This is a genomic window from Haloplanus sp. XH21, assembly GCF_023276355.1.
GTDB classification, from domain to species: Archaea; Halobacteriota; Halobacteria; order Halobacteriales; family Haloferacaceae; genus Haloplanus; species Haloplanus halobius.
Genome location: NZ_JALLPL010000001.1, coordinates 487,130 through 503,630, shown reverse-complemented (window position 1 = coordinate 503,630; position 16,501 = coordinate 487,130). Strand labels below are relative to the sequence as shown.

At 66.5% G+C, this 16,501-nt stretch carries 18 protein-coding genes and 3 tRNA genes; 7 read left to right on the top strand and 14 right to left on the bottom strand.

Annotation, left to right across the window (positions count from 1 at the left end):
* The first annotated feature begins 1 nt into the window (after position 1).
* The 3 genes from MXB53_RS02680 to MXB53_RS02670 are packed head-to-tail and all read left to right on the top strand — an operon-like array spanning position 2 to position 1,424.
* The gene (locus MXB53_RS02680) at positions 2 to 286 is read left to right on the top strand and encodes a glutaredoxin family protein (RefSeq protein ID WP_248895666.1); all 285 of its coding nucleotides are present in this window, start codon (positions 2 to 4) and stop codon (positions 284 to 286) included.
* A complete protein-coding gene (locus tag MXB53_RS02675; protein WP_248895665.1) occupies positions 286 to 798 on the top strand; it encodes a redoxin domain-containing protein in 513 nt (170 codons plus the stop codon). The genes MXB53_RS02680 and MXB53_RS02675 overlap by 1 nt, the downstream gene beginning before the upstream one ends.
* 44 nt (positions 799 to 842) lie before the next feature.
* Positions 843 to 1,424, top strand: coding sequence for an L-threonylcarbamoyladenylate synthase (locus MXB53_RS02670; protein WP_248895664.1), 582 nt, complete (start codon positions 843 to 845; stop codon positions 1,422 to 1,424).
* On the opposite strand, the gene MXB53_RS02665 is transcribed toward MXB53_RS02670, so the two are convergent.
* From MXB53_RS02665 to MXB53_RS02650, 4 genes are all read right to left on the bottom strand, one after another.
* Complete coding sequence (locus tag MXB53_RS02665; RefSeq protein WP_248895663.1) at positions 1,407 to 2,063, bottom strand: CRISPR-associated protein Cas4; 657 nt, start codon at positions 2,061 to 2,063, stop codon at positions 1,407 to 1,409. The genes MXB53_RS02670 and MXB53_RS02665 overlap by 18 nt on opposite strands.
* A 56-nt stretch (positions 2,064 to 2,119) precedes the next feature.
* Entirely contained in the window at positions 2,120 to 2,290 is a 171-nt protein-coding gene (locus MXB53_RS02660) for a hypothetical protein (protein WP_248895661.1), read from the bottom strand.
* A 354-nt stretch (positions 2,291 to 2,644) separates the two neighbouring features.
* On the bottom strand, positions 2,645 to 2,812 hold the full coding sequence (locus tag MXB53_RS02655; protein WP_248895660.1) for a hypothetical protein: 168 nt from the start codon (positions 2,810 to 2,812) through the stop codon (positions 2,645 to 2,647).
* A 214-nt stretch (positions 2,813 to 3,026) separates the two neighbouring features.
* Positions 3,027 to 3,136 (bottom strand) — tRNA-Ile (locus MXB53_RS02650).
* A gap of 151 nt (positions 3,137 to 3,287) precedes the next feature.
* Between MXB53_RS02650 and MXB53_RS02645 the strand changes: the two genes are divergently transcribed.
* Both MXB53_RS02645 and MXB53_RS02640 read left to right on the top strand, forming a co-directional pair.
* Positions 3,288 to 4,712 carry a sulfatase gene (locus MXB53_RS02645; RefSeq protein ID WP_248895659.1) on the top strand — a complete coding sequence of 475 codons (1,425 nt, stop codon included), beginning with the start codon at positions 3,288 to 3,290 and terminating at the stop codon, positions 4,710 to 4,712.
* Positions 4,712 to 5,137, top strand: coding sequence for a GtrA family protein (locus MXB53_RS02640; RefSeq protein ID WP_248895658.1), 426 nt, complete (start codon positions 4,712 to 4,714; stop codon positions 5,135 to 5,137). The genes MXB53_RS02645 and MXB53_RS02640 overlap by 1 nt, the downstream gene beginning before the upstream one ends.
* A gap of 3 nt (positions 5,138 to 5,140) precedes the next feature.
* Here the strand turns inward: MXB53_RS02640 and MXB53_RS02635 are convergent, their stop codons facing one another.
* From MXB53_RS02635 to MXB53_RS02625, 3 genes are all read right to left on the bottom strand, one after another.
* Positions 5,141 to 6,691, bottom strand: coding sequence for an ABC transporter permease (locus MXB53_RS02635; protein WP_248895657.1), 1,551 nt, complete (start codon positions 6,689 to 6,691; stop codon positions 5,141 to 5,143).
* Positions 6,692 to 7,786, bottom strand: coding sequence for an ABC transporter substrate-binding protein (locus MXB53_RS02630; RefSeq protein ID WP_248895656.1), 1,095 nt, complete (start codon positions 7,784 to 7,786; stop codon positions 6,692 to 6,694). It lies immediately after the preceding gene.
* 128 nt (positions 7,787 to 7,914) lie between these two features.
* Positions 7,915 to 7,987: transfer RNA gene (locus MXB53_RS02625), tRNA-Asn, on the bottom strand.
* A gap of 110 nt (positions 7,988 to 8,097) precedes the next feature.
* On the opposite strand from MXB53_RS02625, the gene cca reads away from it, so the two are divergent.
* Positions 8,098 to 9,447 carry a CCA tRNA nucleotidyltransferase gene (gene cca / locus MXB53_RS02620; protein WP_248895655.1) on the top strand — a complete coding sequence of 450 codons (1,350 nt, stop codon included), beginning with the start codon at positions 8,098 to 8,100 and terminating at the stop codon, positions 9,445 to 9,447.
* Here the strand turns inward: cca and MXB53_RS02615 are convergent.
* From MXB53_RS02615 to MXB53_RS02600, 4 genes are all read right to left on the bottom strand, one after another.
* Positions 9,444 to 10,448, bottom strand: a complete 1,005-nt coding sequence (locus MXB53_RS02615) for a histone deacetylase family protein (RefSeq protein ID WP_248895653.1) — start codon at positions 10,446 to 10,448, stop codon at positions 9,444 to 9,446. The genes cca and MXB53_RS02615 overlap by 4 nt on opposite strands.
* Entirely contained in the window at positions 10,449 to 10,880 is a 432-nt protein-coding gene (locus tag MXB53_RS02610) for a histone family protein (protein WP_248895652.1), read from the bottom strand.
* A gap of 73 nt (positions 10,881 to 10,953) precedes the next feature.
* The gene (locus MXB53_RS02605; RefSeq protein WP_248895651.1) at positions 10,954 to 12,423 is read right to left on the bottom strand and encodes a single-stranded DNA binding protein; all 1,470 of its coding nucleotides are present in this window, start codon (positions 12,421 to 12,423) and stop codon (positions 10,954 to 10,956) included.
* Positions 12,424 to 12,550: 127 nt separating this feature from the next.
* A complete protein-coding gene (locus MXB53_RS02600; RefSeq protein WP_248895650.1) occupies positions 12,551 to 12,982 on the bottom strand; it encodes a hypothetical protein in 432 nt (143 codons plus the stop codon).
* 124 nt (positions 12,983 to 13,106) lie between these two features.
* Between MXB53_RS02600 and MXB53_RS02595 the strand changes: the two genes are divergently transcribed.
* Positions 13,107 to 13,179, top strand: a tRNA-Arg gene (locus tag MXB53_RS02595).
* A gap of 363 nt (positions 13,180 to 13,542) precedes the next feature.
* Here MXB53_RS02595 and MXB53_RS02590 read toward each other — a convergent pair.
* From MXB53_RS02590 to MXB53_RS02580, 3 genes are read right to left on the bottom strand one after another with little or no spacing between them, the layout of a single operon-like run.
* Positions 13,543 to 14,667 carry an ABC transporter ATP-binding protein gene (locus tag MXB53_RS02590; protein ID WP_248895649.1) on the bottom strand — a complete coding sequence of 375 codons (1,125 nt, stop codon included), beginning with the start codon at positions 14,665 to 14,667 and terminating at the stop codon, positions 13,543 to 13,545.
* Positions 14,668 to 14,685: 18 nt separating this feature from the next.
* Positions 14,686 to 15,540 carry a carbohydrate ABC transporter permease gene (locus tag MXB53_RS02585; protein ID WP_248895648.1) on the bottom strand — a complete coding sequence of 285 codons (855 nt, stop codon included), beginning with the start codon at positions 15,538 to 15,540 and terminating at the stop codon, positions 14,686 to 14,688.
* Positions 15,537 to 16,499, bottom strand: coding sequence for a carbohydrate ABC transporter permease (locus MXB53_RS02580; protein ID WP_248895646.1), 963 nt, complete (start codon positions 16,497 to 16,499; stop codon positions 15,537 to 15,539). The genes MXB53_RS02585 and MXB53_RS02580 overlap by 4 nt, the downstream gene beginning before the upstream one ends.
* Between the last annotated feature and the right edge of the window lie 2 nt (positions 16,500 to 16,501).

Below are 16,501 nucleotides of genomic sequence, written 5' to 3'. Positions count from 1 at the left end.
CATGTCGACCACCGACCCACCGATCACCCTGTATCGGCTGCAGGCCTGTCCCTACTGTGAACGCGTCGTTCGGGTGCTGCAGGACCTCGGCCTCGAGTACACCTCGCGGTTCGTCGAGCCGATGCACGCCGAGCGCAACGTGGTCAAGCGGGTCGCTGGATCCCGTCCCGTTCCCGCCATCGTCGACGACCGGACCGGCGTCACCATGTCCGAGTCAGCCAACATCGTCGAATATCTCGAATCTACCTACGGCGAGGGTCTCGTCGAGGCCGGAGGTGACGCCTGATGGTCGACTTCGACGTCGTCGACCTCCCCGACGCCGACCACGTCGCCGAGGGTGAGCAGGCGCCCGATTTCACCCGCCCGCTGGTCAACGCGGAGTTCTGGGAGGACGTCTCACTTTCGGCGCTGACCGCCGACGGCCCCGTCTGTCTCGTCTTCTATCCGATGGATGGCTCGTTCCCGGCGACGTACATCTGGAACGAACTCCGGGACCGCGACATCGGCGACTTACTCACCGTCGTCGGCGTCTCCATCTCGACGCCGTACGCCCACAAACGGCTCATCGAGGAGCGGGAGATGGCCGTCGACCTCTTTGCCGACCCCGCGAACGAGGTCGCCCGTGACTACGGTATCGCGCACGACCTCGACGGCATGGCTGGCCTCTCCGAACCCCGGCCTGCGGCGTTCCTCATCGACGAGGACCGGACGGTCCAGTACGCGTGGGTCGCCGAGGAGTGGCCCGACTTCCCGCCGTACGACGATCTCGAACGCGAGATTCGCGCGCTCGTGAACTGACCGCTCACGCCACGCTTTTCCCGCGCTCCCCCGGACAGTCGACTATGACACTCGATGCAGCAGCCGACGCCGTGCGCGACGGGCGCGCCGTGGTCTATCCCACGGAGACGGTGTACGGCCTCGGTGCCGACGCCACCGACGCCGACGCCGTCGAACGCGTGTTTGATCTGAAGGATCGGCCGCGGGACAACCCGCTGTCGCTCGGCGTTCCCAGCGTCGACGCCGCGCTGGAGTACACCCGCCCGACGCCCCGCGAGGAACGCTTCATGCGGCGCTTTCTCCCCGGGCCGGTGACCGTCGTCGTCGAACGGCGGTCGACGCTCCCCGACGTTCTCACCGCCGGCCGCGACCGCGTGGGCGTGCGCGTCCCCAACCACGAGCTGGCGCTCGCGCTCCTCGAACGCACCCCGCCGCTGACCGCGACGAGCGCCAATCGCTCCGGCGAACCGAGCGTCACTCATCCCGACCAACTCGACGAACGGATCCGCGAAGGGGCCGCCGTCGTCCTCGACGGCGGCGAAACGCCCGGCACCGAGAGCACCGTCGTCGACCCCGGTCGGGGCGTCATCCACCGCCGCGGCGCCATGGCCGACGACATCGAGGCCTGGCTACAGGCCGAGGAGTGATTTGAGCGAGCGCGTTCGCACCCCACACTCCTCGCGGTAGTCGCAGGCGTCGCATTTGGCCCCGTCGTCGATCCGCGGCGGCGGGCCGTCGATCGATCGGACCGTCCGCACCGTCCGCCGATAGATCGCCTTGTTGCGCGTCGTCAGATCGACGCGGCGGACGACGCCGTGAGCGGGGTATTCGATCAGCGCCGACGGAATCTCGCGTTCGCGCTCCCACGCCAGCGCTTTCGCCATCGCCACCGCTCGCACGCGTTGGGGTTCCCACACTCCCTGGTCGGGCGGGCGTCCGGGCGAGGCGAACGTCGGCGTCGGCGGATCTCCCGCCAGTAGTTTGTGAACGATACCGCGACACTCTCGCCCGTCCAGCAGCACGTTACGGGCCGCGGGGTCGATCAACGACTCCCAGTCCTCGCGTTCGGCGAGACGGTCGAGCGCCGCCCGATACGCCTTCGGCGGGCGGTCGATAGGCTCGGCGGCCAGTGTGGCGTCGCTCGCCGAGCGCAGCGCGGGATAGCGAAACGCCAGATCACGGCGTGCCTGGGCCACTGGTGGCGGCTCGTCGGCGTCGTCTCTCCGCGCGTAGTACTCCTGTCGCGGACAGTAAGCGGCCGTCGCGAGCGAACCGAACGTGAGCACGGACGGCGCTGGCCGCGTTTCCGTATTTGAACCTCCGCTCGCCGGCCGGACAGTCGCTACGCCGTCTCGACGTTGTCTCGGCCGCTCGACGCGCGGTTCTTCTCGTACTGCCATTCGCCAAGCCACCCGCCCACGGCCAGGCCGAACAGCGACATCGCCAGCGACGGGAACAGTTCGATCCCTGCGGCGAGCCCCGTTCCCGTGACCGCGAGAATGCCCATTGTCATGCCGATGATCGACGCCCTCGTGCGACTGTTGATCATTGCGAGCAGGGATATACCCTGTTCCGTATTTAGTATGATAAACCGTGTTATTTTGGCAACGACCGAAATATTGAATAGGAAAAGCTCACACCCGAGCGAAGTCGCGGTGCTCGTCTACGCCGTCTGAGAGTGACCGCCGATATCGGATGGGCGTCTCGATCGCAGTGCGTGCCTCTACCGTTTTTCGCTGCCCTCGGACGCCAGCCTGGTCTGGCCGCTGTCGTCCGGCGAACCTCCAACGCCGTGACTGACGGCGTCTCGACGACGGACGGCTAACGCGTGTCAGCGTGGGAGGTGGTCCTCTCTACCACTGCGGTGTCAGTCCTGTTCCGCCACGTCTGCCGACAGACACTCCATGCACTCCGCTCTGTCCGGCGTTTTGGCCGACTCGAAGACGTTTCCGCAGTCCTGACACTCGTACGTCCGACGGGTAACGCCCTCGTCTTCGACGGGGAGCACCGATTTGAGCTTCTGAAGCACGCTCATGCTCTCACTGTACCGGCCACGTTAACGGTTTGCACGGAAAAGCGCTGCGCGGTTTTTAGCGGCCGTGCCACGTGAAAACTTGCCACTGCTTGGCCATCGATAGGGTTTACCGGATTCGAACCACGGTCACTCCGCTCGCGTTGCTCGCTTCGTTCTCTGGCCCGAACCGGCAGAACGGACGAGTTCCTGCTCACTGACGTTCGCCGGAAATAGATGGGCCCTGCCGGATTCGAACCAGCGATCACCCGGTGTCCCATGACCACGACGCCGCCATCGCGAGCCAGTATGAGCCGGGGGCTTTGAGCCAGACTAAGCTAAGGGCCCGTACTCCGCCGTCGGCGCTCCGGCGTCTTGAACGTGCCGGACTGCCGGGCCGCGGACCAAAAGGTTGAGTACGGTCACCGTTATACCCTGGATAACCACGTTCGCCGACGGCGCCGGTCTGCCGTGCATCGGTGTCGTCGACTCTCTGCCCATGACAGACACGCCCGTCTCAAACGTCCTCCTCGTCACCGTCGATTCGTTGCGCGCCGACGCCATCGAACCGTACGGCGGCGAGTACGACACCCCGGCGCTCGCGGACCTCGCAGACCGCAGCACGATCTTCGAGAACGCCTTCGCTCACGGCAACTGGACGCCGATGTCCTTCCCGTCGATTCTCGCTTCGCGCCCCGCCTTCGCCGACACCGGCCGCATCGGCGTCGACGGTACGACGACCCTCGCCGAGCGACTGCAGGAAGCGGGCGTCGCCACCGGCGGGTTCAACGCCGCCAACGGCTTCCTCACCGAACACTGGGGGTACGACGACGGCTTCGACCACTTCGAGGCGTTCGTCGGCGACACCGACGGCCGAGCCAGCGAGTTCGTCGCCGCCCATCCGACCTGGGGAGCGTGGCTCCAACTGCTCACCTCGCCGTTCCGACGCGCCGGCAACTTCCTGCGCGGCGGGAGCGACGAGAAACCCTTCACCGACGCCTCGCGGATGCTCGACATCGAGCGCGAGGCCACATCGTTCATCGACGATACCGACGAACCGTTCTTCCTCTGGGTCCACTACATGGACGCCCACACGCCCTACGTCCCCGCGCCGCGCTACCTCCGCGACCTGACGGACCGCAACGTCGGGACGTTCCGCATGATGGTGGCCCACGTCCGAACGGGTCTCGGGTGGTCCGTCGGCGACCGCACCCTCGCGGACCTGCGCACCCTGTATCAGGCCGCAGTGCGCCAGGTCGACGCCAGTCTGGAGCGCCTGCTGACCGAACTCGACGACGCGGGCGTCGGCGACGACACCGCCGTCGTCCTCGCCGGCGACCACGGCGAGGAGTTCATGGACCACGGCCACCTCTCGCATTACCCCAAACTCTACGACGAACTCGTCCACGTCCCGCTGCTGGTCCACGTCCCCGGAACGGAACCGGGCCGCGTGTCCGAACACGTCGGTCTCGATGCGATCCCGCCGACCGTCTGTGAGCTCCTCGGCGTCGATCCCGCCGACGAGTGGACCGGCGAGAGCCTCTTGCCGACGATTCGAGGCGGGACTGCGCCCGTCACCGACCCCGTGATCAGCGTCGCCGTCCGCGGCGACGACGTGACCCAACAGCCCATCCCCCGGGGCCTCGACGAGGGTGACCTGCTGGTGAGCGCCCGGGAGACCGATTGGGTGTACATCCAGAACACGGCGACGGGGACCGAGGAACTCTACGACCGCCGGGCCGACCCCACGCAACAGTCGGACCGATCCGACGACGGCGATCCGTCGGTCGTCGCCGTCCGTGACCGCCTCCGGGCGGCCGTCGGCGACCACGTCGCCACGCTGGACGCCGTCGAGCCCGGGGGGGCTGCGGCGGATGTCGACGACGGCATCGAGACGCGGCTGAAAGCCCTCGGCTATCGCTGATGCTCCGGCGCTTCCTGCGGGCGATCCTCGTCGGCCCCGAGGCGCCCCAGATCCGCCGGTTCTTCCTCGTCGGCACCGTCGCTGCCGGGTTCCAGACGGCCCTGCTCGGCACGCTCGTCGAACTGGGCAACATTCAGTATCTCCTCGCCGCCGTGCTCTCCATCGAGACGACGATCATCCTCCAGTACGGCGTCAACAATCGGTGGACGTTCCACACCGACCGGCACGACGGGTGGCGGGAGTACGCTCACGGACTCCTCCGGACGAACCTGGTCCGTGGTTCGGCCATTCCGATCCAGGTCGGCGTCCTTTATGCCCTCGTCTCGGCCGCGACCATCCCCTATCTCGTCGCCAACGGCATCGGCATCGTCATCAGCGGCGTCTACCGGTACGTCCTCGATTCGCGGTGGACGTGGCAGGGCTGATCGTCACCAGTCGAGGCGTCGCTGGAGGAGCGTCGTGCCACCGAACAGGACCAGTCCGAGGGCGAACAGACAGACGACGCCGGCGTAGGTCAGCGCTGGCTGGATGTTCCGCATCCCCTGATTGACGAGCACACCGAGACCGCCGTTGGCGACGAACCACTCGGCGATGACGACCCCCGAGAGGCCGCTGACGAGCGAGAGTTTCACGCCGGCGATCACGGTCGGGAGCCCGTATCGGAGACGGACGATCAGCCGTGCCCAGCGCGGTGCCCCCACCGAATCGAGCAGCGATCGGTGGGCGTCGGGCAGCGTGGTGAGACCGCTCGCCGCCGCCACCGCGATGGGGAAAAACGTCGCGAGCGCGACGAGCGCGACCGCCGACAACAACGAGATGCCGAACCAGACGAGCAAGAGCGGCGCGGCGACGATGGTCGGCGTCACGCGCGCGCCCACGAGGAAGGGTCCGGCAACGGGGCGGGCCCGCGGCGCGAACGCGATGACCGCGCCGATCGTTCCGCCGATGCCCGCGCCGACCGCCCAGCCCGCCGCGAGTTTTCCCAGGGTTCCCACGGACGCCCGCAGAAACAGGCCCGGCGTCGCCCACAGCGACGCCGCGACGGCGGTCGGACGGGGGAGAAACGCCGATGTCGTCGGCAACAGGACGGTCCCGCCGACCCAGAGGCTCGCGATGGCCGCGAGCGCGAGCCCGCCGAAGACGAGCCGGTCCGGCGTCGGCGTCTCGATCCCGCCACCGCCGCTTCCGAACCCGCTCGCGACCCCCGAGGCGTCGTTCCAGCGGACCGCTCGCTCGGCGGCCGCGACCAGACCGAACAGCGCCAGGCCGATCCCGATGATCAGGACCACCTCCGCGAACAGCAGCGCCGTATCCAGCGCCGCGGCTGCCTGCAGAACGGCGTGGCCCAGGCCACGCGACGAGGCGAGAAACTCCGCGATCAACACGCCCTCGACGGCGAGCGGGGTAGCGATTTTCACCCCGGCGAAGACGCTCGGGACGGCGTTCGGGAGCCGGACGTGACGGATCCGCTTCCAGGTCGACGCCTCGACGGACTGCATGAGGTCGAGTTGGCGAGCCGGCACCGACAGCAATCCGTCGAGCGTCGCCACGGCGACCGGGAAGAAGGTGAGTATCGCGGCCATCAGCACTCGCGTCCGGAGCGTCGCGCCGAAGGCGACGATCAACAGCGGGGCGATGGCGATGAGCGGAACGATCCGCACCGACAGCAAGAGCGGGTAAACGGCGAGACGGAGGCGACGTGAGGCGGCCATCGCGCTCGCGCTGAGTATGCCGACGCCGACGCCGGCGAGCCATCCGAGACCGATCTCGTAGCCCGTGTACGCGACGTGCTGGACGAGCGCGCCGCCGTGCCCACCGAGCGCGCCGACCACGTCGACGGGTGACGGAAGGAGAATCGTCCGCACGCCGGTGAGTGCCGTCGCGGCTTGCCACAGGGCGACACCCACCACGAGGGCTGCGGCGGCCGTGAGCGGCCGAGAGAGGTCACCGGCGGCGCGACGAATCTGACCCGTTCGCATTCAGACTGGGAGGTCGTAGTCGGTGGTGACACGCGTCGCGTAGTCGCCGACGTAGTCCGCGTCGGTGTCGAGGCGGTCGTTCGACCAGGCGTCGTCGACGGCGACATCGGCGTCGATCACGTCGCTCTCGGTGAGGTTCGTTGCCACCCGATCCCAGATGTCCGCGCGCTGATAGCCCCAGCCCTGCTCGCGAACCGCCTCGCTCAACACGAGATTCTTCGCCGTGTACTTCAGTTTGAGCAGGCCGATGTCGCGGGATTTCGATAGGCTCTCTCTCGCGTCGATCATCCGATCCATCCCGTCGGCCGGCTCGTTCGAGGCCCACGCCCAGCCCCGAGCGGTCGCTCGCAGGAACCCCTCGATGACCTCCGGGTTCTCGGCCGCGTAGTCGGGGCGGGCGAACACCGTTCGGCCGATGGAGGGGGTGTAGTCGGAGAGCCAGAGCATCGACGCGTTGTAACCCTCGGCGTCGAGGCCGAGCGGGTCCGAGAAGATGCCCACCGCGGCGTCCGCGTTCCCCGAGAGGAGATGCGAGGTCTGCTGTTCGACCCCGACGCTGACGAGTTCCACGTCGTCGGCGATGCCCGCCTGCGAGAGGAGCATCTGCAGGTAGGTGTACGTCTTGGCCGATTCGGTGACGACCGCCACCCGCTTGCCCGCGAGTTGTGACGGGTCCGTGAGCTCCCCGCCGAACGCCTCTTCGACCGTGTAGATAACCGCGTTTGAGTCCTGTGCCGCCGCGAACGACTGAATGTCGAGGTCGCGGTTCCGCGCTTTCAGCAGTGCGATCCCCGTCCCGAGACCGATGTCCTGGTTTCCGAGGCCGACCTGCTTGGCGGCAAAACTCCCGCCCTGTCCGGACACAAGGTCGACCGAGAGACCCTCCTCCTCGTAGAATCCGTTCTGATCCGCGACGAAGTAGCCCGCCTGCGTCGCGTTGGGCTTCCAGTTCAGGATCACCGACACGTCCTGCTGGGACGACCCACCCGTATCGCCAGAGCCGATCGCCCCACCGACGCAGCCTGCCAGCCCGGCGACGCCCGCCGCTCCCGCTGCCTGCAATACGCCGCGCCGTGTCGTGGTTGACCGAGGCATACCTTGCAATGGCGATAGGATTCCCCTCACTTAAACGTTTCATCGGTACTATTATCAGTCACTCAGTGTCGCGAAGCCGGTGACTACCGACTGTCGTGCGACTACTGGGTGTAGAATACGGGAAGAAGCGCCGTCGCCAGGGCTCGAACCTGGGACCACCTCGTTAACAGCGAGGTGCTCTACCATCTGAGCTACGACGGCTCAAAAACTGATAGTTGCAGTCGGCAGAAAGGGCTTTCGTTTTCACCCGATCCCGTCGGTCGGTCCGGTGGGACCGACACGCTTTCGCCCGGGCGGGCGGATGTGCCTCCATGAGCGACTTCGAGTCCGTCGTCTCCCGTGTCGCCCGGCGGGTGACGCCCGACGCCACGGAGCGCGAACGCCTCCAGGCGGCCGTCGAGACGCTGACCGACCGGGTGCGCGACGCGGTCGACGACCTCCCCGTCGACGCGCGAATCGTCCAGGTCGGCTCGACGGCGCGCGGCACCTGGCTCGCCGACGACCGTGATATCGATCTCTTCGTCTGTTTTCCGCCCGACCTCGACCGCGACGAACTGGAACGGTACGGTCTCGCCGTCGGCCGTGCCGCGCTGCCCGACGGACGCGAGGAGTACGCCGAACATCCGTACGTCACCGGCGACATTCAGGGGTTCGATGTCGACCTCGTCCCCTGTTTCGACGTCGCGGACGCGACCGAGATCCAGTCGGCGGTCGACCGCACGCCCTTCCACGACGCCTACCTGCAGGAACGCCTCGACCCCAACCTCGCCCGCGATGTCCGTCTGTTCAAGGCCTTTCTCACCGGGATCGGCGCCTACGGGAGCGACCTCCGGACGCGTGGCTTCTCGGGCTATCTCTCCGAACTCCTCGTGCTCGAATACGGCGGGTTCAAGCCGCTCATCGAGGCCGCGGCCGACTGGACGCCGCCGATCCGACTCGATCCCGAGGGACACGGCACCGCCACGTTCGCCGATCCGCTCGTCGTGATCGATCCCACCGATCCGGAGCGCAACGTCGCTGCCGTCTGCGCCCCGGAAAACGTCGCTCGTCTCCAGCATTTCGCCCGGGACCTACTGGCCGACCCCCGCGAGTCGCTGTTCGTCGCTACGGACCCCGATCCAATCGACGCCGACGCCGTTTGCGACCATCTCGACCGCCGCGGCACGACCCCGGTCGCCGTCGTCTTCGAGACTCCCGATCTGGTCGCGGATCAACTGTATCCACAACTTCGGAAATCGCTCGATGGGATCGCGTCCGAACTCGATCGCCGTGGCTTCGACCCCCTTCGCACCGCCACGTTCGCCGACGACGAGGCCGTCCTGCTCGTCGAACTCGCCGTCGGCGAACTGTCGGCGATCCGTCGGCACCGCGGCCCGCCCGTCCACGTCAGCGAACACGCCACCGGCTTCTACGACGCGTACGCCGACGCCGACGTGTACGGCCCGTTTCTGGACGGGGACCGCTACGTCGTCGAACGCGAGCGGGAGTTCACGACGCCCGACGCGCTGCTCGAAAGCGACGCCATCTTCGAGGTCGCCCTCGGGACTCACATCGAGCGGGCGCTCCGTGACGAGTACGATCTGTTGGTCGGGAACGAGGTAACGTCGCTGGCCGAGACGTTCGGCGTCGCTCTCGCCCGATACTTCGATCCGTCGCCCTAGAGGCCGTGGATCGCCCGCACGTCGTCCAGCAGGTCCTGCGTGGCGTCGGTCGGGTCGCCCCGGTCGTCGACGGGCACGCGCCCGTCGAACGTCTCGTGGATGGTTGCGATGCTCTCGGAGAGCGTATCTAGACTGTAGCCACCTTCGAGAACGAATCCCAGTCCCGCGCCGACCGCCTCGGCCGTCTCGCGGAGCTGGTCGGTGAGGTTGGCGTACCCTTCGGTCGAGACGCGCATCCGCGAGATGGGGTCGTGACGGTGGGCGTCGAACCCCGCACTCACGAGCACGAGGTCGGGACCGAACCGCTCGATCGCCGGGCCAATCACCGTCTCGACGGCAGTGAGGTAGTCGTCGTCCCCCGCACCCGACGCGAGGGGGATGTTGAGCGTCGTTCCTTCGCCGGCCCCCGTTCCGGTCTCCTCGACGGCGCCCGTCCCCGGGAACAGGCCCTCTTCGTGGATCGAGGCGTAGAACACGTCGTCCTGGTCGTAACAGATCTCCTGGGTGCCGTTGCCGTGGTGGACGTCCCAGTCGAAGATGGCGACGCGGTCGGCGTCGCCCGAATCGATCACCGTCCGGGCGGCGACGGCGACGTTATTGAAAAAGCAGAAGCCCATCGCGTCGTCGGCGAGGGCGTGGTGGCCTGGCGGCCGACCGATCGAAAACGGCGTCTCTCGCCCGTCGTCGCCGGCGAGGGCGCGTTCGGCGACCCACTGCGCGAGGCCCACGCTCGTGCGAGCGGCCGTCCACGTCGCTCCCGAGGCGACCGTGTCCGGGTCCCAGTTGCCGCCGCCGTTCGCGCAGAACTCCCGCACGTCGGTCACGTAGTTGGCGTCGTGGACGGATGTCAGCGCGTCGACCGACGCCGGGTCGGTCGCGACGTAGTCGACGCCGTGGCGTCTGGATAACTGTTTTCGGATCGCCCGTAACCGGTCTGCCGTCTCCGGATGCCGGTCGCCGGTGTCGTGGTCGAGACAGGCCTCGCTGTAGCCGAACTGCATCTATTCGAAGAGGGCGAAATACGTCTCGATATCTTCCGCCTGGATGGTCCGTCTGTCGGCATGGTTCGCGAGTGTCGCGGCCGCCGCGGCGACGTTGTCCGCGTAATCCTCCAGAATATCGGCGAGTGCGATGCGCGCATCCATCGAGACCCGGTACTGCTCGCCGATTTCGAGTCGTGCGATGCGGTCGACGGGGGCGACCGGGAGTTCCAACGACTCCCGGTCGACGACCCGTTCGACGCCGAAATCGGCCGCCATCAGGGTCTTTCGTCCGTCTTCCGTCGCTCGTTCGGCCGCGTCGATGGCCAGGTTCGCCCCGTGGCGCTGGACGCGCCGTGCGAGTTCCTCCGCCGCGCCCGCACTCACCCGGAGGTCACCCGCATTCCGCCGGATGATCGTGTCTATCGGGGCGAACGGTAACTCGACGCTCATACGGTGATACCCGTTCCTGTCGCGTATAATCCTTTCCGTCGGCCGAGCGGCCGCGTCCGGGGCGTTCGACCGATTAGTGGACTTCGTCGGCGTCGATCCGCCCGTCACGGAGGTGGCCACGGACGGTCACCTCCTCGCCGAGACGGAGGTTGGCGTCGGTGTCGACGCTCCGCGTCTCGGTCCCGTCGTCGAGGACGACTGGATCGCCGGCCTGGACGACGGTCCCGGTGAACGTGACGGACTCGCTCTCTGCCTCGGCCGCGACGGCGGTTCCGCCACCTCCGCCACCGGACGCGTCGTCGGTGTCGCCGTCACCGAAGGAATCGAGACCCGTATTCCCGGTGGCCGTCTCCGTCTCCGTCCCCGCCCCCGAGTCACTGCTCGCCGCCGCCCCGGCGTCGGCCCCTGGCGCGTCCGCCGGTGGATCGGTGACCGTCACCGTCGACCGCCAGCCAGCCGAGGCCTCCAGGTCGTCCTGCCACCCCTCCTGAATCTCGGCGTCGGTGACGGCCACGTAGTCCGCGAGCTCGATGTCGAGGTCGGCTTTCTCCCCCCAGAGCGCGACCCGGATATCCCCCGTCTCGTCTTTGATCCGGACGTTCCGGACCTGGCCTTCCGACCCGTCGTCGCGGTCGAACGTCCGCTTGGGATCGGTTTCGATGACGCCGCCAGCGATGTCGGCCGTCTCGCCGAGTTCGAGGTCGTCGATATCGGTCGTCTCGGGGTCGTAGCGTATCTCCTCGTCTATCTCCTCGACGGCGCCGCGAGAGCCAACGTGCAGTTCGAGATCGCCGTCGCGTTCCCGGACGTAGCCGTCGACCACTTCGACCGACGTTTCGGGGTCGAGTTCCGTCGCACGGTCGGCCCGCTCGTCCCAGAGCGTCACCCGGACGCGCCCCGTCTCGTCGCCGAGGGTGAGATTGGCGACCCGACCTTCGGAGCCGTCGTCGCGGTCGAACGTCCGCACGGTGTCCGTCGACAGCACGCGCCCGCGCAGGTTGACATCCGACAGGCCGAGCGAGAGGTCCTCGACGTGGTAGGTGTCCTGTACCTGCACGTCGACCGCCGCGTCCTCGTCGATCTCAGCCTGGTCGACGCTCACCTCGACGCCGTTGTAGCCGTCCTGTGGTCGGCCCTTGATGCGGAGCACGTCACCCACTTCTATTTCGCCGTCGACGACCGACTGCGCCATCCGGTCCCAGAACGAGATGCGGAGCTGTCCCGTCTCGTCGGCGACCTCCACGTTGACGACGCGGCCCTCGTCGGCCTCGTCGTCTTCGTCCCCGTCGCTGTCGCGCTCGAACGTCCGCAGTTCGCCGATGCCGACCACTCTTGCGAGGAACTTCGCCTCGCCCATCCCGGGATCGATGTCGGCGATGCCGCTCACTTCCTCGTCTTTGAGTTCGTGGGCGATGAGCATCGCCGCCGTCTCCTCGTCGGCGAGCCCCCCCATCTGCTCGACCTTGTCGTGGACGGCAGCCTCGAACTCCTCGAACGCCACGTCGGTGTCGAGGTCTTCGTAGACGTCCTCGATTACACCCATCGTATCGTGCAACAGGCGAACCCTCCGGTTAAGCGTTGTCCTTGGCCGAACGACCCCACGCAGTCGGTCGATTTTCTCTGCCGTCGGTCGATCACGGTACAGCCTGGTCCCGGCTTCGGATAAGAACCTACGCCGTCACGACCGTCCGCCGGCCACCGGGCACGTCGTGAACCACACGGACCGCCGACGGTGCGCCACCCGCGACCCGGATCGTCGCCACGTAGCCCCGGTAGACGAGCGCCTGGGTGCAGGCCGTGCCCGGTGGCTCGTCCGACCCCGTCGTCACCGTCACGGTCATCGTCTCCTCGTCGAGCGTCGCCGATTCGAGCCGAGCAACCGCACAGCCGTTCGGCCCCGTGATACACCCCGTGACGCGGATCCGCGATGCGGTGGTGTCGACCGTCGCCGATTCGGGCTCCGAACACCGGCCCGTATCCCGGAGCGCCCGTTCAGTCACGCGCCGTGGCGGGTCGCTTCCGCCGTCGCCGCGGGGAGCGAGACAGCCACCGAGTCCCGTCGCCAGTACCGGAAGCGTTCGGAGCAGCGAGCGTCGCTTCATACGGCTCACCTCGGCCGGTGGCGACATACTCCTTCCCTAATCTCAAACGATCGTTTGACGTTTCCCCGCTCCGGTCGGTGTGTATCGTAACCGTCTTAAGCCGCTCCGGGGTATAGAGAGATGAGTCCTGGTAGGGTAGTGGACTATCCTCTTGGCTTGCGGAGCCAGGGACCGGAGTTCAAATCTCCGTCAGGACGTTTCCTTTCAGCGCAACACGACGAGCGTAGCGAGGAGTGTCTGCTGAAAGGAAACGGCCCCTAGATATTTGAGCAGACGAGTCGCAGCGGCCGAGCGGAGCGAGGCCGACCGTCTCGGCGAGTTCAAATCTCCGTCAGGACGCTCACTTCGTCGCCGGTCGACTTTGTCAACCGGCTGCATGCGAGACCGTCGGTCTCGCTCTGTTCCCGCCCTGACGTGGCCCACGCTCGCTGACGCTCGCGTGGACCTCCGTCAGGACGTTTCCTTTCAGCACAACACGACGAGCGTAGCGAGTCGTTCGCGCTGAAGAAAGTCCGCAAATATCGAACTCGCAGCGGCGCCTCCGCACACCACCGGAGCGGTCAGTGGTCGGGGCTCGGCGGGCCGTCCGCCTCGACATCCGCGTCGTACGCGACCCGGGTCCCGTCGGATCGGTCGAAGATGTACGACCGCTCGACTTCGATGGAGACGGTGTCGCCCTCATCGATCGGATTCCGTTCGGCGTCCACGACGGCCCGAAGTTCGCCGATGTCGCTGTCGATGTACAGGATCCCCTCGTCACCGACCGTCTCCACGAGCGTCACTTCGCCGCCGAGGCCGTCGGGTTCGCCGCGTCGAACCGTCGTGTGCCGCGGCCGGAAGCCGAACGTGATCTCGTTCGGCACGCTCTCGGTGATGTCGGTTTCGACCGTCCAGTCGGTGCCGTCGAGTTCGACGGTTTCGCCGGTGCCGCCCGGACACGTCGCCGGCAGGAGATTGATCTCGGGCGAGCCGATGAACTGCGCGACGAACGCGTTGCTGGGACGGTGATAGACCGCGTGTGGCGAGCCGTACTGCTGGATGTTGCCCTGATCCATGACCAGCATGCGATCGGAGAGGGTCATCGCCTCCTCTTGGTCGTGGGTGACGTAGACCATCGTCCCGCCGACCTGCTTCTGGATGCGCTGGAGTTCGACCCGCATCTCCTTTTTCAGCTTCGCGTCGAGGTCGCTCATCGGCTCGTCGAGCAGGTACGCCCGCGGCGACCGGATGATCGAGCGACCGATGGCGACTCGCTGTTGCTGACCGCCCGATAGCTGTCCCGGATATTTGTCGAGCAGTTCGCCGATCTGAATCGTCTCCGCGACTTCCTGGGCGCGGTCGTACCGTTCCTCCTTGGAGACGCGGTCGAGTTTCAGCGGATAGGAGATGTTCTCCCACACTTTCATGTGCGGGTACAGCGTGATGTCCTGAAACACGAACGCGAGGTTCCGGTTCTGGGGTGGCACGTCCGCGACTTCCTCGCCACCGAGGCGGATGCTCCCGCTCGTCGGCGTCTCCAGCCCCGCGATACACCGCAACAGCGTCGTCTTTCCACAGCCCGACGGGCCGACGATACACACGAACTCGCCGTCCTCGACGGTGAACGACACGTCGTCTACCGCGACAATCGTTCCGGCCTCTCCCGAGAACTCCTTGCGGAGGTCTTCGATCTGAATATCAGTCATGGATTGGATGTGGTGCAGTCATGCGGTTGCTTTGTACCCTTCGAGCAGATATTTCTGGAGGAAGTACACCAGCAGGAACGCCGGGATGATGATGGTGAACACGACCGCCATCACCTGATTCCAGAACACGTAGTTCTGGACGGCATACTGGGTAATCCCCGTCGTGAGCGGACGGAGCGCGTCCTCCGAGATGAGCACCTTCGGATAGGTGTAGTTGTTCCACGACGACTGGAAGGCGAAGATACCGACCGCGACCATCCCCGGTGCCGCCTGTGGGAGCGCGATGTCCTTGAACGAATGCCAGCGCGACCCGCCGGCCATCCAGACGGACTCCTCGAAGGAGAGCGGCACCGTCTGGAAGAACAGCCACATCGTCCAGATGCCGAACGGTAGCGGGATCGACGCCTCCGCCAGCACCAGGCCGAGCAGCGAGTTGAGCAGGCCGAGTTCCCGCCAGATCTGGTACATCGGAATCGACAGTAGGAGTGGCGGGAACATGTAGCCGAACAGGATGAACCGCGCGAGCCACTTCTTCCCGCGGAACTGCACCCGCGTCAGGCCGTAGCCTGCCAGCGTCGACGCGGTGACGGTGAACACGACGACGCCCGCGGCGACGATGAGGCTGTTCCTGTAGTAGGTGAAGAAGTTCGATGCGAGGAACACGTCCTGAATCGGCTGGACGGTGAAACTCCCGAGGATGCGCGAGAGGTTGCCTCCGAGGAGCGCGTCGAGACCGCTGAACGCTCCGATGATGACCCAGATGATCGGCGCCATCAACAGTAGGAGCGTCACCCACACGACGATCTGGTAGGAGATCGACTTGATCCGGGCAGCCTGCCGGTAGGAGATATACTCCCCGACGATCCGTCTCATGCCACCCGAACCTCCTCTTCGGGTCGAGCGACCCGGAAGTACACCAGCGACCAGCCGACCAGGAAGATGAACATGAGCGCGGCGATGCCCGCCGCCTGCCCGAGGTTATACTGGTTGAAGGCTATCTCGTAGGCGAGCAGGGGGATCGTCGTCGTCGCCTCGCCCGGTCCACCACGGGTCATGATGTAGATGATGTCGAACTTGTTGAACATCCACAGCGTGCGGAGCAAGGCCGCGATGAGGATGACGTTCTGGATGCGGGGGAGCGTGATGTCGCGGAACTTCTGCCACGCGTTGGCGCCGCACATCGTCGCTCCCTCGTAGAAATGCTCGGGGATCGACTGGAGTCGCGCAAGGGTCAGCAGCGTCACGAACACCGCGAACTTCCACGAACCGACGACCATGACCGTCACCATCGCGGTTTCGGGGAGGCCGAGGAACGCGATGGGCTGACTGAGGATCCCCAGTTCGAGGAGGACGAGGTTGATGATGCCGTACTGCGCGTTGAGCATGAACTGCCCGACCATGCCGATAACGACGGCCGGCACCATATATGGCAGGAGGGCAAGCGCGCGGGCGAGCACCGCGCCCTTGAACTCTTTGTTGACCAGCAGCGCCAGGCCGACGCCGACGACGAGCTGGAACAGAACCGAGCCGAATCCGAAGATCAGGCTCCGACCGAAGGCCGCCTGGAACTCGCTCGCCATGACGATGTCGGCCAGGCGGCCTGGCCCGGTCCACGTCCACACCGGATTCAGCGTCGACACCTCGTAGAGGCTGAGATTGAACGCCCACACCATCGGTAGGATGGCGATGAAGACGTACAGTACGAGCGCCGGCGCGAGACACAGCAGTAGCAGCGCGTAGTCGTTCTCGAAGATATCCGACAGGGTGCTGTCAGTCGTCTGCCGCCACTGTTCGGGCACGGCGGACACGACGAAATCCGTCACCGTCGACATAC